This window comes from Duganella sp. GW821-FHT07F09 (assembly GCF_059418705.1).
Genome location: NZ_JBWKQJ010000012.1, coordinates 44,625 through 58,188 on the forward strand (window position 1 = coordinate 44,625; position 13,564 = coordinate 58,188).

The 13,564-nt window shown below is 64.7% G+C and carries 15 protein-coding genes; 10 read left to right on the forward strand and 5 right to left on the reverse strand.

The window, feature by feature from the left end:
- Nucleotides 1-104: 104 nt before the first annotated feature.
- Together AC07P1_RS27090 and AC07P1_RS27095 are read right to left on the reverse strand one after the other, a co-directional pair.
- Nucleotides 105-812 (reverse strand): energy transducer TonB, encoded by a 708-nt coding sequence (locus tag AC07P1_RS27090; protein WP_494698757.1) that lies wholly within the window; start codon nt 810-812, stop codon nt 105-107.
- A gap of 2 nt (nt 813-814) precedes the next feature.
- On the reverse strand, nt 815-1,039 hold the full coding sequence (locus tag AC07P1_RS27095; protein WP_090324999.1) for a (2Fe-2S)-binding protein: 225 nt from the start codon (nt 1,037-1,039) through the stop codon (nt 815-817).
- Between the two features lie 260 nt (nt 1,040-1,299).
- Between AC07P1_RS27095 and AC07P1_RS27100 the strand changes: the two genes are divergently transcribed.
- The 3 genes from AC07P1_RS27100 to AC07P1_RS27110 are packed head-to-tail and all read left to right on the forward strand — an operon-like array spanning nt 1,300 to nt 3,771.
- Nucleotides 1,300-1,569 (forward strand): FeoA family protein, encoded by a 270-nt coding sequence (locus tag AC07P1_RS27100; protein ID WP_494698758.1) that lies wholly within the window; start codon nt 1,300-1,302, stop codon nt 1,567-1,569.
- Between the two features lie 3 nt (nt 1,570-1,572).
- The gene (gene feoB / locus AC07P1_RS27105) at nt 1,573-3,471 is read left to right on the forward strand and encodes a ferrous iron transporter B (protein ID WP_494698759.1); all 1,899 of its coding nucleotides are present in this window, start codon (nt 1,573-1,575) and stop codon (nt 3,469-3,471) included.
- 12 nt (nt 3,472-3,483) lie between these two features.
- Nucleotides 3,484-3,771 (forward strand): DUF6587 family protein, encoded by a 288-nt coding sequence (locus AC07P1_RS27110; protein ID WP_494698760.1) that lies wholly within the window; start codon nt 3,484-3,486, stop codon nt 3,769-3,771.
- A gap of 165 nt (nt 3,772-3,936) precedes the next feature.
- Here AC07P1_RS27110 and AC07P1_RS27115 read toward each other — a convergent pair whose 3' ends face one another.
- Nucleotides 3,937-5,541 (reverse strand): FMN-binding glutamate synthase family protein, encoded by a 1,605-nt coding sequence (locus tag AC07P1_RS27115; protein WP_494698945.1) that lies wholly within the window; start codon nt 5,539-5,541, stop codon nt 3,937-3,939.
- A 154-nt stretch (nt 5,542-5,695) separates the two neighbouring features.
- Between AC07P1_RS27115 and AC07P1_RS27120 the strand changes: the two genes are divergently transcribed.
- Genes AC07P1_RS27120 through AC07P1_RS27130 form a run of 3 tightly spaced genes read left to right on the forward strand, consistent with a single transcriptional unit; the run spans nt 5,696 to nt 7,660 of the window.
- Nucleotides 5,696-6,367, forward strand: coding sequence for a glutathione S-transferase family protein (locus tag AC07P1_RS27120; protein ID WP_494698761.1), 672 nt, complete (start codon nt 5,696-5,698; stop codon nt 6,365-6,367).
- Between the two features lie 55 nt (nt 6,368-6,422).
- Complete coding sequence (locus tag AC07P1_RS27125) at nt 6,423-7,199, forward strand: 5'-3' exonuclease (protein WP_494698762.1); 777 nt, start codon at nt 6,423-6,425, stop codon at nt 7,197-7,199.
- Nucleotides 7,200-7,237: 38 nt separating this feature from the next.
- Complete coding sequence (locus AC07P1_RS27130; RefSeq protein WP_494698763.1) at nt 7,238-7,660, forward strand: response regulator; 423 nt, start codon at nt 7,238-7,240, stop codon at nt 7,658-7,660.
- On the opposite strand, the gene mnmA is transcribed toward AC07P1_RS27130, so the two are convergent.
- Nucleotides 7,657-8,766, reverse strand: a complete 1,110-nt coding sequence (gene mnmA / locus AC07P1_RS27135) for a tRNA 2-thiouridine(34) synthase MnmA (RefSeq protein WP_494698764.1) — start codon at nt 8,764-8,766, stop codon at nt 7,657-7,659. The genes AC07P1_RS27130 and mnmA overlap by 4 nt on opposite strands.
- An 18-nt stretch (nt 8,767-8,784) precedes the next feature.
- Nucleotides 8,785-9,282, reverse strand: a complete 498-nt coding sequence (locus tag AC07P1_RS27140) for an NUDIX hydrolase (protein ID WP_090325030.1) — start codon at nt 9,280-9,282, stop codon at nt 8,785-8,787.
- A 302-nt stretch (nt 9,283-9,584) separates the two neighbouring features.
- On the opposite strand from AC07P1_RS27140, the gene AC07P1_RS27145 reads away from it, so the two are divergent.
- The 4 genes from AC07P1_RS27145 to AC07P1_RS27160 all read left to right on the forward strand — a co-directional run bounded on the left by AC07P1_RS27145 (nt 9,585) and on the right by AC07P1_RS27160 (nt 13,396).
- Nucleotides 9,585-10,697, forward strand: coding sequence for a Re/Si-specific NAD(P)(+) transhydrogenase subunit alpha (locus AC07P1_RS27145; RefSeq protein WP_494698765.1), 1,113 nt, complete (start codon nt 9,585-9,587; stop codon nt 10,695-10,697).
- 25 nt (nt 10,698-10,722) lie between these two features.
- The gene (locus AC07P1_RS27150) at nt 10,723-11,052 is read left to right on the forward strand and encodes a proton-translocating transhydrogenase family protein (protein WP_315220118.1); all 330 of its coding nucleotides are present in this window, start codon (nt 10,723-10,725) and stop codon (nt 11,050-11,052) included.
- The gene (locus AC07P1_RS27155; protein ID WP_471703791.1) at nt 11,049-12,524 is read left to right on the forward strand and encodes an NAD(P)(+) transhydrogenase (Re/Si-specific) subunit beta; all 1,476 of its coding nucleotides are present in this window, start codon (nt 11,049-11,051) and stop codon (nt 12,522-12,524) included. Before AC07P1_RS27150 ends, AC07P1_RS27155 begins: the two co-directional genes overlap by 4 nt.
- Before the next feature lie 107 nt (nt 12,525-12,631).
- Nucleotides 12,632-13,396 carry an SDR family oxidoreductase gene (locus AC07P1_RS27160; RefSeq protein WP_315220123.1) on the forward strand — a complete coding sequence of 255 codons (765 nt, stop codon included), beginning with the start codon at nt 12,632-12,634 and terminating at the stop codon, nt 13,394-13,396.
- Nucleotides 13,397-13,564: the final 168 nt, after the last annotated feature.

A 13,564-nucleotide genomic window follows, 5' to 3' on the forward strand; every position in this document is an offset into this window, starting at 1 on the left:
TACGTGGTTCAGATTTCGGACCGGGCGCGTTGCATCCGCGGAGACACGTAGGGCGGATTAGCCGAAGGCGTAATCCGCCACGCGCCGCCGGCATCGGCCACCGATCAACCCAACTGGAAATTGATCGGCACCAGCGCGTACACCGGAATGGCCTTGCCATCCTCGATATACGGTTTGTACAGCGCGCGCATGACGGCCTGGCGGCCGGCTTCGTCGAGCTTCTCGGAGCCCGACGATTTTTGGATCGTCACTTGCTCCGCCTGGCCTTTTTCCCCGATCAGCACACGCAGCATCACCACGCCGCTCTCGCCCATGCGACGGGCCATGCTCGGGTACACCGGCTGCGGGGCGCGGATATATTCCACTCCTGTGATGGTTTTGGGCGCGGCGGGCGCCGCCGGCGCCGGCGTCGGCGGCGCCACCGGTCCGGCGACGGCCGGCGTGGACGGCTGGTTGGTGCGCGGCGTCGGCGGCGCGACGGTGATCGTCGGCTCGACCTGCGGCGTGGCCAGTTGCGGCATCGGTGGAATGTACGTCGGCGTCAGCTTCACGACCGGCACCGTCTTCGGCGGCGGCGGGGCCGGCTTGAGCGGCTCGGGCGAGGCGACGAAGGTCACCGTGACCACCTTGGGCATGACCGCGACGGCGATCTTGCTCATCATCCCCGAACTGATCGCGTAAAACATCAGCGCATGACCCACGACGATCGCCGCCAGCGGCGCGAACCGGCGTCCCCGCGCCTTCAGTTGGCGCAGTCCGGCGTCGTTCACGGACAGCGAGGGCGCCGTCCGGCTATAGGTCATGGTGTTCATAATTAGTTGGTGAAGACGGGGCGCTTCAGCACAGTTTCTTTGATCTCTGCGGTGGCCTGGATCGTTGCCAGATGCTCGTTGAGGATTTGTTCGGCGCAGTCGAAGCATTGGCCGCAGCAGGTCGACACGCCCAGGTCGCGGCGCAGTTCTTCGATCGAGGCCACGCCCAGCTCCACGGCTTGACGAATTTCACGATCAGATATGTTGTTGCAGACACATACAATCATTGACGCACCTTCTGGCTAGCTGCTGAAACGGTCGGTAAAAAACCCACAAGAGCAATAAAGACATGATTGCAAGTAACTTAATGCGAATCATTATCATTAATCGTATACTGCCTCAACTCGGCGGCCGATGCAAGCGTAAATAGTAGTAATTCGCATTACCGTTTATAATGCTAGTATCTTATTTCCGGCGAGAACGCGCTCTTGCGAACCGCCGGGCGCGTCGCCGCCCACCGGCGGCGCATCCTGACCGGACTTAGCCCATGACGCCTGCTGTTCCCCTGATCACCCTGGACGCGCTGACGACCGGCGCCGCCGCCACCGTGGTGCGCGTGTCGCCCGGCGGCGACGCCGATGACGGCGCCGGCCTGGCGCGGCGCCTGATGGAGCTGGGCTTCGTCCCCGGCGAAAAGGTCCGCCTGCTCAAGCGCGGCATGCCCGGCGGCGAGCCGCTGGCCATCAAGGTCGGCAACTCCACTTTTGCGTTGCGCCGCTTCGAAGCCGCGCTGATTTCGATTCAACCGGACCAATAAACAATGGGTGCAGTAGAAACAGCGGCGCCGCGGGCGCCAATGACGTCCCAGGCGCCCATCGTGGCCCTGCTGGGCAATCCGAATTGCGGCAAGACCGCCTTGTTCAACCGTCTGACCGGCTCGCGCCAGAAGGTCGCCAACTACGCCGGCGTGACCATCGAGCGCAAGGAAGGCTCGTTCAGCTCGCCCAGCGGCCACGCCTTCCGCGTGCTCGACCTGCCGGGCGCCTATAGTTTGTCGGCCCACACGCCGGACGAGGAAATCACGCGCGACGTCGTCGCCGGCCTGCGCGCCGGCGAGGCCGCGCCGGACGTCGTGGTCTGCGTGGTCAACGCCACCAACCTGCGCCTGAACCTGCGCCTGGTATTGGAGATCAAGCGTCTGGGCTTGCCGATGGTGCTGGCGCTGAACATGGTCGACGTGGCCAAGAAGCGTGGCATCGAGATCGACGCCGACCTGCTGGCCGATGAACTGGGCATGCCGGTGGTGGAGACGGTGGCGGTGCAGGCCGGCGGCGAGAAGTCGCTGGTGCGCGCGCTCGAACTGATGCTGCCGCTGCCGGCCACGAAACCGAATCCGCTGTCGGCGATCGACGCCGTCTCGGTCGAGGATACGCAGCGCGAGGTGCGCCGCATCCTGGCCGCCGTCAGCAACGACGTCCACGACACCGGCAACCTGACCGAAAAGATCGACAACGTGGTGATGCACCCGGTGGTCGGCCCGATCATCCTGGCGCTGCTGATGTTCCTGGTGTTCCAGGCGGTGTTCAGTTGGGCGGCGGTGCCGATGGAGATGATCTCCGGCGGCGTCGAAAGCCTGGGCAAGGTGCTGGGCGACTTCCTGCCCGACGGCATGCTGCGCAGCCTGCTGGTGGAGGGCATCATGGGCGGCGCCGGCATGGTGCTGGTGTTCCTGCCGCAGATTTTGATCCTGTTCTTCTTCATCCTGATGCTGGAGGACTGCGGCTACCTGCCGCGCGCGGCCTTCCTGCTGGATCGGCTGATGGGCGGCGTGGGCCTGTCGGGCCGCGCCTTCATCCCGCTGTTGTCCAGTTTCGCGTGCGCGATCCCGGGCGTGATGGCCGCGCGCACGATCCAGAACAAACGCGACCGGCTGGTGACGATCATGATCGCGCCGCTGATGACGTGTTCCGCGCGCCTGCCGGTGTATGCGCTGGTGATCGCCGCCTTCATTCCGGAGCGCGAAGTGGGCGGTTTCATGAACCTTCAGGGGCTGGTGCTGTTCATCCTGTACTTCGCCGGCATCATCTCGGCGATGGCGGTGGCGTACTTCATGAAGCGCGCCATGGGCTCGACGCACAAGCAGCCGCTGATGTTGGAGCTGCCGGCCTATCACTGGCCGCACATGCGCAACCTGGCGCTGGGTCTGTGGGAGCGCGCGCGCATCTTCCTGACGCGCGTCGGTACCGTGATTCTGACGTTGATGATTTTGGTCTGGTTCCTCAGCACCTTCCCGGGCGCGCCGGAAGGCGCCACGCATCCGCCTATCTATTACAGCGTCGCCGGCATGATCGGCCGCGCGTTGGAGTACGTGTTCGCGCCCATCGGCTTCAACTGGCAGATCTGCATCGCGCTGGTGCCGGGCATGGCCGCGCGTGAAGTGGCGGTCGGCGCGCTGGGCACCGTGTACGCGTTGTCGCAGAGCGGCGACGACCTGGCGCAGTCGCTGACGCCGATCATCGCCGCATCGTGGGCGCTGCCGACCGCATTGTCGCTGCTGGCGTGGTACGTGTTCGCGCCGCAGTGCTTGTCGACGTTGAGCGTGGTGCGCCGCGAGACCAACAGCATCCGCTACGCGTTGCTGATGGCGGGTTATATGTTCGCGCTGGCTTACGTGGCGTCATTCCTGACGTACCGTATCTCGATGGCGCTGATAGGCTGACAGGAGGCTGATATGTGGCAGCAGATTATTGTTGGATTGATCGTCGCGGCGGCGGTGCTGCACTTTTGCACCAAGTACCTGCCGGCGGCCTGGCGCCAGCAGATCGTGTATTTCCTGACGCGGCGCGGCTTCGATCAAAACAAGATGGCCAAGTTGTTCAAGACGCAGGCCAATTGCGGCGATGGCTGCGGCAGCTGCGGGTCGTGCGAGACGTCGGCGCCGGCGGCGTCGTCCACTCCATCGCCCCCGGACTCCTCGACGCCGCACAAGCGCGTCATCAAGCTGCACGTCCAGCGCTGACAGGCGGGGAGGGGATATCGTCCCGGCCACCACTATCTCGAATTTCGCGGAAACACGTAGGGCGGATTAGGCGGAACGCCGTAATCCGCCATCCATGCGCCGCCAACGGAGCACGCATTGGCGGATTACGCTGCGCTAATCCGCCCTACGTGGAATCCGTGTCGTTCAGCATAACGGATTGAACGACTCCGCCTGCGCCATCGGCCAGTACAAGCCGAACACCGGCGGCAGGCGGGCCAGCTGGCTCGGGTCGAGCAGCTGTCCGGCCTCCAGATACGGCAGCAACTGCGACACCAGCTTGACCTGGTTGGGCGAAATGCGCCGCACCAGGTGGCGTGGCTTGAGCTGCGACGGGTGCGTCAGGCCGGCGGCGGCGATCAGCTGCGCCAGCGCGGCCATGGTGTTTTGATGGAAGTGCGTCACGCGCCGCATCTTGTCGGGCACCACCAGCGCCCGTTGCCGGTTCTGGTCCTGCGTGGCGACGCCGGTCGGGCATTTGTCGGTATGGCAGCTTTGCGACTGGATGCACCCGAGCGCGAACATGAAGCCGCGCGCCGAGTTGCACCAGTCGGCGCCGATGGCGATGATGCGGGCGACGTCGAACGCGGTGATGATTTTTCCCGACGCGCCGATCTTGATCTTGTCGCGCAAATTGGCGCCCACCAGCGTGTTATGCACCAGCAGCAGCGCCTCCTGCAGCGGCGTGCCGACATGGTCGGTGAATTCCAGCGGCGCGGCGCCGGTGCCGCCCTCGCCGCCGTCGACGACGATGAAGTCCGGCGTGATGCCGGTCGCCAGCATCGCCTTGACGATGCCGAAAAACTCCCACGGATGGCCGATGGCGAGCTTGAAGCCGGTCGGCTTGCCACCGGACAGATTGCGCAGCCTGTCGATAAACGCCAGCATTTCGAGCGGCGTGCTAAAAGCGGAGTGGCTCGACGGCGAGACGCAGTCCACCCCCAGGGTGACGCCGCGCGTGGTGGCGATTTCGATGGTCACCTTGGCGCCCGGCAGTACGCCGCCGTGGCCCGGCTTGGCCCCCTGCGAGAGCTTCAATTCGATCATCTTCACTTGCGGGGAGGTGGCGTTGGCGACGAAGTTCGCCTCGGAGAAGCGGCCGTCGGCGTCGCGGCAGCCGAAGTAGCCCGAGCCGATCTCCCATACCAGGTCGCCGCCGTTCTGGCGGTGGTAGGGGCTGATGCTGCCCTCGCCGGTGTCGTGCATGAAGCCGCCGGCCTTGGCGCCGCCGTTGAGCGCCAGGATGGCGTTGGCCGATAACGCGCCAAAGCTCATCGCCGAGATGTTGAACACGCTGGCCGAATAGGGTTGCGCGCGCGGGCAGTCCGGGTGGTTGCCGATCTCGATGCGGAAGTCGTGGCCCTGCTCCTGGGCCGGCACAATGGCGTGGTTGATCCATTCGTAGCCGGGCGCGTAGACGTCGAGCTGGGTGCCGAAGGGGCGCTTGTCGGTGTCCATCTTGGCGCGCTGGTAGACGATGCTGCGCTGGTTGCGCGAGAACGGCGCGGCCACCGTGTCGTCCTCCAGCAGGTATTGGCGGATCTCGGGGCGGATCGCCTCGAAGAAGAAGCGGAAGTGCGCCAGGATCGGGTAGTTGCGGCGCAGCGCGCGCTTGGTTTGCAGCAGGTCGGCGACGCCGACGACGGTGAGCGCGGCGGCGATCAACGGGATCCACCACGGCGCCCCCAGGGCCAGCGAGGCGAGCAGGGTGACGACGGCGGCGACGAAGGCGAGGTAGCGCGGGGAAAACATATTCATGGGCGGTCCGGATGGCGGCGGCTGAGAAGTCGAGTGTACTGCTGTTTCTCGCAGGAATCCATTACCGAACGGTCAGCGACGCCTGCCGGCCAATAATGCTAAGCTAGCGCGTCGCGGCGCACGGCCGTTCTTTTTTCGGGAAACCACCATGATCGTCGTCCACCACCTCAACAATTCGCGCTCGCAGCGCGTGCTCTGGCTGCTCGAGGAACTGGGGCTGGACTACGAGATCGTGCGCTACCAGCGCGATCCGAAGACGATGCTGGCGCCGCCGGAGCTGCGCGCGGTGCACCCGCTGGGCAAGTCGCCGGTGATCACCGATGACGGCGTCGTCGTGGCCGAGTCGGGCGCGATCGTCGAATACCTGGTCGAGACCTATGGCAACGGCCGCCTGGCGCCGCCGGCCGGCACCGCCGAGCGCCGCCGCTGGACCTATTTCCTGCACTTCGCCGAAGGCTCGGCGATGGCGCCGCTGCTGATGAAGCTGGTGTTCGACCGGGTCGAAACCAGTCCGGCGCCGCTCTTCGTCAAGCCGATCGCCAAGGCCATCGCGCGCAAGGTCAAGGGCAGCTATATCCTGCCGCAGATCGAGGCGCAGCTGACGTACCTGGAAAACGAGTTGGCGGCGTCGCCGTGGTTCGCCGGCGCCGAGTTCAGCGCGGCCGACATCCAGATGAGTTTCCCGCTGGAGGCGGCCGCCGCCCGTGGCGGGCTCGACGCCAGCCGCCCCAGGCTGACCGATTTCCTCAAGCGTATCCACGCCCGCCCGGCCTTTCAGCGCGCGATCGAGCGCGGCGGGCCGTATGAGCTGTTGAAGTAAGCTTAAGCCACGTCGGGTAAAATGGCGGCTTGATCAAGCCCGGATGATGTTGAACATGGGTAGACTCCTTGCCATCGACGGCCTCAATATCGTGCGCCGCGTCTACGAAGCCAGCCCCGAACCCGATAGCGCCGAGAAGGCCGACATCGCGCTGCGCCACGCGCTGTCGTCGTTCCGCACCCTGCTGCACGACCACGAGCCGACCCACGTGCTGCCGGCCTTCGACTTCGGCGGGCGCACCTGGCGCCACGACCTGTACGCCGGCTACCGCGAGGGCCGCGCGCCGATGCCGTCGCCGCTGCGCGAGGCGCTGCCGGCGTTCTACGACAAGCTCGCCGGCTTCGGCATGCACGTGGTCTCGCTGCCCGAGGTCGAGGCCGACGACGTCATCGGCACCGTGGTGCTGCGCTGGCTGGCCGACGGCCGCGGCGAGGCCACCATCGCCACCACCGACAAGGACCTGCACGGCCTGATCGCCCACGGCGCGCGCGTGTGGGACCATTTCAAGAGCGAATGGCACGACCACGCCTGGGTCGAGCGCAAGTGGGGCGTGCCGGCCGAGCAGTTGCCGGACCTGCTGGCGCTGATGGGCGACGTCACCGACTCGATCCCCGGCGTGTCCAAGGTGGGCGTCAAGACGGCGGCCCGACTGTTGCGTACTTACGGCAATCTGGACGCCATCATGGCCGGGGCCGGCATTCTGAAGGACACGCTGGGCGAAACTCTACGAAAAGAGCGCGAAATGCTGTATCTTTCCAGACAATTGGTGCAATTGAAAACAGACGTGCGGGTCGGCGTGACCTGGAATATGCTGGCCTGGGACCGGCGATAACCGGTGGCGCGCGCACTCAACAGAACAAGGTTTGCAAGATGTTAAAAGCGGTCATTATCGATTCCAGCGCGGTCGCGCGCGGCCTGCTCAACACGGTGCTGCTCGACGGCGGCTACGACGTGGTGGGCCAGAGCCACACCTGCGCCGCCGGCTTGGCGCTGCTGATCAAGTTCAATCCGCACATCGTCTGCATCGCCCGCGAGCAGATGGAAAACGGCGAGGACGTGGTGCAGGAAATCAGGACCAAATGGCCCAAGACCTTGATCTTCATGGTCTCGAGCGAATTCGACGCCGCCACCATCCAGGCGGCGCACGCGATGGGCGTGAGCGGCTTCATCGTCAAGCCGTTCAAGGCCGACACGGTGCTCAACACGATCCGCAACGTGGTCATCGCGATGGTCAAGCGCCAGCGCGCGGCGATGGCGGGGAAGGACGCCGCGCCCGACGCCGGCGAGGCCTAACCCGCGGCGAAGGTCGAGCTGTCGATGATGCCGCCGCCGAGGCACACGTCGCCGTCGTACAGCACGGCCGACTGGCCCGGCGTGACCGCCCATTGGGCATCCATGAATTTCAACGCGAAGTCCGAGTCGCCCTCGGGCGCGATCTCGCACGCCACGTCGGCCTGGCGGTAGCGCGTCTTGGCCGCCATCGCGCGCGGCGACGGCGCCTCGCCGGCGATCCAGCTGGCCTGGTCGGCGCGCAGGTCCGACGACAGCAGCCACGGATGCTCGTGGCCCTGCACGATGTACAGCGTGTTGTTGGCCACGTCCTTGCGCGCCACATACCAGGCGTCGCTGCTGCCGTCCGGGTTCTTGTACGCCTTCATGCCGCCCACGCCGATGCCTTTGCGCTGGCCCAGCGTGTAGAACGACAGCCCGACATGCTCGCCGACGGTCTTGCCGTCGTCGGTCTTCATCGGTCCCGGCTTGTACGACAGGTAGCGGTTTAAAAATTCGCGGAACGGACGCTCGCCGATGAAGCAGATGCCGGTCGAATCCTTCTTGGCGGCGTTGGGCAGCTTGAGTTGCTCGGCGATGCGGCGCACCTCGGTCTTGGGGATCTCGCCCAGCGGGAACAGGGTCTTGGACAACTGCGCCTGGTTCAGGCGGTGCAGGAAGTAGCTCTGGTCCTTGGTGTGGTCGACGGCTTTGAGAAGCTCGAACTTCTGGCCGTTCTGGCGCACGCGCGCGTAGTGGCCGGTGGCGATCAAGTCGGCGCCCAGGTGCATCGCGTGGTCGAGGAAGGCCTTGAATTTGATCTCGGCGTTGCACAGCACATCCGGGTTCGGCGTGCGGCCGGCCTGGTACTCGCGCAGGAAGTCGGCGAACACGCGGTCCTTGTATTCGCTGGCGAAGTTGACCGCCTCGATGTCGACGCCGATGACGTCGGCCACGCTGGCCGCGTCGATCCAGTCCTGCCGCGTCGAGCAGTATTCGGAGTCGTCGTCGTCCTCCCAGTTCTTCATGAACAGGCCGACCACGTCGTAGCCCTGTTCCTTCAGCATCCAGGCCGCGACCGAGGAATCGACCCCGCCCGACATGCCGATCACGACTTTTTTCTTGCTCATGCTACTTCCTATCTCTGCCTATCCATTGGCGGTGCTCACCGCCTCCTTGAACACGGAGGCGTGTGTTTGTATCAGTTCCAGCGGGGCGCGGCGCCCGGCCAGGTATTCGTCGACGCATTGCAGCACCGTGGGGCTGCGGTGGCGGTCGGCGCAGGCGGCCAGTTCGTCGCGCGTGAGCCACATCGTGCGCAGGATGCCCTCGTCGAGCGGGCGGTCGTGCTGCGCGCCGGGCGTGCCGCAGAACGTGAAGCGCAAATACGTGACCTCCTCGCCGGTGCGGTTGGAGGTGTAGCGCGACATGTACATGCCCACCAGCGCCGTCGGCGTGAAGTCGTAGGCCGTCTCCTCCAGCGTCTCGCGGATCACGGCCTGCTCGAGCGACTCGTGCGGGTCGAGGTGGCCGGCCGGCTGGTTGATGCGGATGCCGTCGCTGGTCTCTTCTTCGATCAGCAGGAATTTGCCATCTTTTTCGACGATGGCGGCAACAGTAACAGAGGGTTTCCAGATACGCGGCATGAGTCATCCTTGAAAGAGCCGACATTTTAGCCTGTTCCGGACGTTTGGTTTGAAACCCCGATGCCTAAAAGATGAGTTCGTGTTGAACAAAAACAAGGTTTGTTCGGATAAACCGTGATTGACTGGGTGGTTTGCGCCAGATCCAGCATTTTCGACGGTGTTTCATGACAAATAGTCATGAATGAAGTGATAAAAGGGCTATGTATTGATAAATACACATTCAGTATGATGGTTCCCCGGACGGCCGCAGGCCCGCATTTCCGTGTTAGATTCTAGTCAGTTTGTTAATCATTGGAGGCACCATGAGAATAAGCGTACCGGCCGAGACAAGGCCGGGGGAGACCCGGGTCGCGGCCACACCCGAAACAGTCAAGAAGCTGGCGGCCAAACATGAGGTGCTGGTGCAAGCGGGCGCCGGGCTGGCCGCCTCGGTCACCGACGAGGCCTACGTGGCGGCCGGCGCGCGCATCGTCGACGCGGCCGAGGCCTACTCCGCCGACGTGGTGCTCAAGGTGCGCGCCCCCAATGCCGAAGAACGCGCGCAGATCAAATCCGGCACCGTGTTGATCGGCATGCTCAACCCCTTCGACGCCGACAACAACGCGGCCATGGCCACGGCCGGCCTGCAGGCCTTCGCGCTCGAGGCGGTGCCGCGCATCACGCGCGCGCAGTCGATGGACGTGCTGTCGTCGCAGGCCAACATCGCCGGTTACAAGGCGGTGCTGGTGGCGGCCAACACCTACCAGCGCTTCATGCCGATGCTGATGACGGCGGCCGGCACGGTCAAGGCGGCGCGGGTGCTGATCATGGGCGTGGGCGTGGCCGGGCTGCAAGCCATCGCCACGGCCAAGCGGCTCGGCGCCGTCATCGAGGCGTCCGACGTGCGCCCGCCGGTCAAGGAGCAGGTCGAATCTTTGGGCGCGAAGTTCATCGACGTGCCCTTCATCACCGACGAGGAAAAAGAGATCGCGCAGGGTGTGGGCGGCTACGCGCGGCCGATGCCGGCCGACTGGATGCGCCGCCAGGCGGAGCTGGTGCACGAACGCGCCAAGCTGGCCGACATCATCATCACCACCGCGCTGATCCCTGGACGCCCGGCGCCGGTGCTGATCTCCGAGGAGACGGTCAAGGCGATGAAGCCCGGTTCCGTGATCGTCGACCTGGCCGTCTCGCAGGGCGGCAACTGTCCGCTGTCGGAGCTCAATAAAACGGTGGTCAAGCACGGCGTGCACATCGTCGGCGAGCCCGATCTGGCAACGCTGGTGGCGGCCGACGCCTCGGCGCTGTACGCGCGCAACGTGCTCGATTTCCTCAAGCTGATCATCGACAAGGAAGACAAGTTGGTGATCGACCGCGAGGACGAGATCATCAAGGCGACCCTGCTGTGCGCCGGCGGCGAACTCTTAAGAAAATAACGAAGAAAATACAACGGAGAACATCATGGAAGTCAGTCACACCATCATCAATCTCATCATCTTCGTGCTGGCGATCTACGTCGGCTACCACGTGGTCTGGACCGTCACGCCGGCGCTGCACACGCCGCTGATGGCGGTGACCAACGCCGTCTCGGCGATCATCATCGTCGGCGCCATGCTGGCCGCCTCGCTGACCGAGGGCGTGATCGGGCAGGTCGCCGGCACCGTCGCCGTGGCGCTGGCCGCCGTCAACGTGTTCGGCGGCTTCCTGGTCACGCAGCGCATGCTGGAGATGTTCCGCAAGAAGGAGCCGAAGGCCAAGCCTGCGGCGGCCAAGCCGGGAGATCACGCATGAATTTCATCTCCATGAACCTGGTGACGATGATGTATCTCATCGCATCGGTGTGCTTCATCCAGGCGCTCAAAGGGTTGTCGTCGCCGGGCACGGCGCGCACCGGCAACGCCTTCGGCATGTCGGGCATGGCGATCGCCGTGGTGACGACGATCGCGCTGATCCTCAAGCTGCGCGCGGACGCGGTGGCGGCGGGCGTTGGAACGGGAAGCGGCATGGGACTCGGCCTGGTGCTGGTCGGTGTGGTGGTCGGCGGCGGCATCGGCGCGGTGCTGGCCAAAAAAGTCGAGATGACCAAGATGCCGGAGCTGGTGGCGGCGATGCATTCGCTGATCGGTCTCGCGGCGGTGTGCATCGCCGTGGCGGCGGTGTCGGAGCCGCACGCCTTCGGCATCGCGGCCGTCGGCACGCCGCTGCCGTTCGGGAACCGCATCGAACTGTTCATCGGCACCTTCGTCGGCGCGATCACCTTCTCCGGATCGGTGATCGCCTTCGGCAAGCTGTCGGGCAAATACAAGTTCCGCCTGTTCCAGGGCGCGCCGGTCAGCTTCGCCGGCCAGCACATGCTCAATCTGATCCTGGCCATCGTCATGGTCGGCCTCGGGCTGGTGTTCTGCTTCGCCGGCGGCGTCGAACCGGCGTGGACGCCGTTCCTGGTGATGACCGCGATCGCCTTCGTGCTGGGCGTGTTGATCATCATCCCGATCGGCGGCGCCGACATGCCGGTGGTGGTGTCGATGCTGAACTCCTACTCCGGCTGGGCGGCGGCGGGGATCGGCTTCTCGCTCAACAACGCGATGCTGATCATCGCCGGTTCGCTGGTCGGCTCGTCCGGCGCGATCCTGTCGTACATCATGTGCAAGGCGATGAACCGCTCGTTCTTCAACGTGATTTTGGGCGGCTTCGGCGGCGCGCCGGCGGAGGCGGGCGGCGGCGGGGCCAAGGAGCAGCGCCCGGTCAAATCCGGCTCGGCGGACGACGCCTCCTTCATCATGGCCAACGCGGAAAGCGTGATCATCGTGCCGGGCTACGGCTTGGCGGTGGCGCGCGCGCAGCACTCGCTCAAGGAGCTGGTCGAGAAGCTGACGCACAAGGGCGTGAGCGTGAAGTACGCGATCCACCCGGTGGCGGGGCGCATGCCGGGCCACATGAACGTGCTGCTGGCCGAGGCCGAAGTGCCGTACGACCAGGTGTTCGAGATGGAGGACATCAACGGCGAATTCGGACAGACCGACGTGGTGCTGATTTTGGGCGCGAACGACGTGGTCAACCCGGCCGCCAAGGATCCAAAGTCGCCGATCGCCGGCATGCCGATCCTGGAGGCGTACAAGGCCAAGAGCATCATCGTCAACAAGCGCTCGATGGCCTCCGGCTATGCGGGCCTCGATAACGAGCTGTTCTACCAAGCCAATACGATGATGGTCTTTGGCGACGCCAAGAAGGTCATCGAGGACATGGTCAAGGCTGTCGAGTAGTGGATTCAATTCATATTTTGTGAATGGTCTATTGTTGTTTGGCCGATTGATGGTTGGGTTAGTGAATCTTATGATGGCTTCACTAACCCACCACAAGGAGTCTCAAAATGAACCGCTTACAAAACAAAGTCGCAATCGTCACTGGCGCTTCCTCCGGCATTGGCCGCGCCACCGCCAAACTGTTCGCCGCCGAAGGCGCCAAGGTTGTCGTCGCGGCGCGCCGCGAGGCCGAACTGGCCACGTTGGTCGCTGAAATCGAAGCCGATGGCGGTCACGCCATCGCGCTCGCCGGCGATGTCACTTCGGAGGCATTCAACGCGCAACTGGTCGCCGCCGCCGTCGAGGCGTATGGCCGGCTCGATATCGCCTACAACAACGCCGGCACCTTGGGCGAGATGGGCGACACGACCGGCGTGTCGGAGCAGGGCTGGAACGACACCTTGGCCGCCAACCTGACCAGCGCCTTCCTCGGTGCCAAGCACCAGATTCCAGAGATGATCAAGCATGGCGGCGGTTCGGTGATTTTCACCTCGACCTTTGTCGGCTACAGCTTCGCGTTTCCGGGTGTGGCGGCTTACGCGGCCAGCAAGGCGGGGTTGATCGGGTTGACGCAGGCGCTGGCGGCGGAATATGGACCGAAAGGCGTGCGCGTGAATTCGGTGTTGCCTGGCGCGGTCGATACGCAGATGTACCGCGACATGAACGACACGCCGGAAGCGGCGTCCTTCATCACCAATCTGCATGCGTTGAAACGCGTCGCGCAACCGGAGGAATTGGCGCGCTCGGTGTTGTACCTGGCGTCGGACGACTCGTCGTTCGTGACCGGCACCGCGTCGCTGATCGACGGCGGCGCCTCCATCACCCGCACCTGATGAGTCACCTCGGTGACACGTAGGGCGGATTAGGCGGAACGCCGTAATCCGCCAATGCGTGAGCCGTCGAAACGCACGCATTGGCGGATTACGCTGCGCTAATCCGCCCTACGTGATTCCGGGTTACGCAGGCCAGCAGGCCATAGCGGCCACTGTGGTAAACCTTCG

Coding starts and splice junctions, on each gene's coding strand:
- AC07P1_RS27090 (WP_494698757.1), bottom strand. CDS start 812: ATGAACACCATGACCTATAGCCGGACGGCGCCCTCGCTGTCCGTGAAC.
- AC07P1_RS27095 (WP_090324999.1), bottom strand. CDS start 1,039: ATGATTGTATGTGTCTGCAACAACATATCTGATCGTGAAATTCGTCAA.
- AC07P1_RS27100 (WP_494698758.1), top strand. CDS start 1,300: ATGACGCCTGCTGTTCCCCTGATCACCCTGGACGCGCTGACGACCGGC.
- feoB (WP_494698759.1), top strand. CDS start 1,573: ATGGGTGCAGTAGAAACAGCGGCGCCGCGGGCGCCAATGACGTCCCAG.
- AC07P1_RS27110 (WP_494698760.1), top strand. CDS start 3,484: ATGTGGCAGCAGATTATTGTTGGATTGATCGTCGCGGCGGCGGTGCTG.
- AC07P1_RS27115 (WP_494698945.1), bottom strand. CDS start 5,541: ATGTTTTCCCCGCGCTACCTCGCCTTCGTCGCCGCCGTCGTCACCCTG.
- AC07P1_RS27120 (WP_494698761.1), top strand. CDS start 5,696: ATGATCGTCGTCCACCACCTCAACAATTCGCGCTCGCAGCGCGTGCTC.
- AC07P1_RS27125 (WP_494698762.1), top strand. CDS start 6,423: ATGGGTAGACTCCTTGCCATCGACGGCCTCAATATCGTGCGCCGCGTC.
- AC07P1_RS27130 (WP_494698763.1), top strand. CDS start 7,238: ATGTTAAAAGCGGTCATTATCGATTCCAGCGCGGTCGCGCGCGGCCTG.
- mnmA (WP_494698764.1), bottom strand. CDS start 8,766: ATGAGCAAGAAAAAAGTCGTGATCGGCATGTCGGGCGGGGTCGATTCC.
- AC07P1_RS27140 (WP_090325030.1), bottom strand. CDS start 9,282: ATGCCGCGTATCTGGAAACCCTCTGTTACTGTTGCCGCCATCGTCGAA.
- AC07P1_RS27145 (WP_494698765.1), top strand. CDS start 9,585: ATGAGAATAAGCGTACCGGCCGAGACAAGGCCGGGGGAGACCCGGGTC.
- AC07P1_RS27150 (WP_315220118.1), top strand. CDS start 10,723: ATGGAAGTCAGTCACACCATCATCAATCTCATCATCTTCGTGCTGGCG.
- AC07P1_RS27155 (WP_471703791.1), top strand. CDS start 11,049: ATGAATTTCATCTCCATGAACCTGGTGACGATGATGTATCTCATCGCA.
- AC07P1_RS27160 (WP_315220123.1), top strand. CDS start 12,632: ATGAACCGCTTACAAAACAAAGTCGCAATCGTCACTGGCGCTTCCTCC.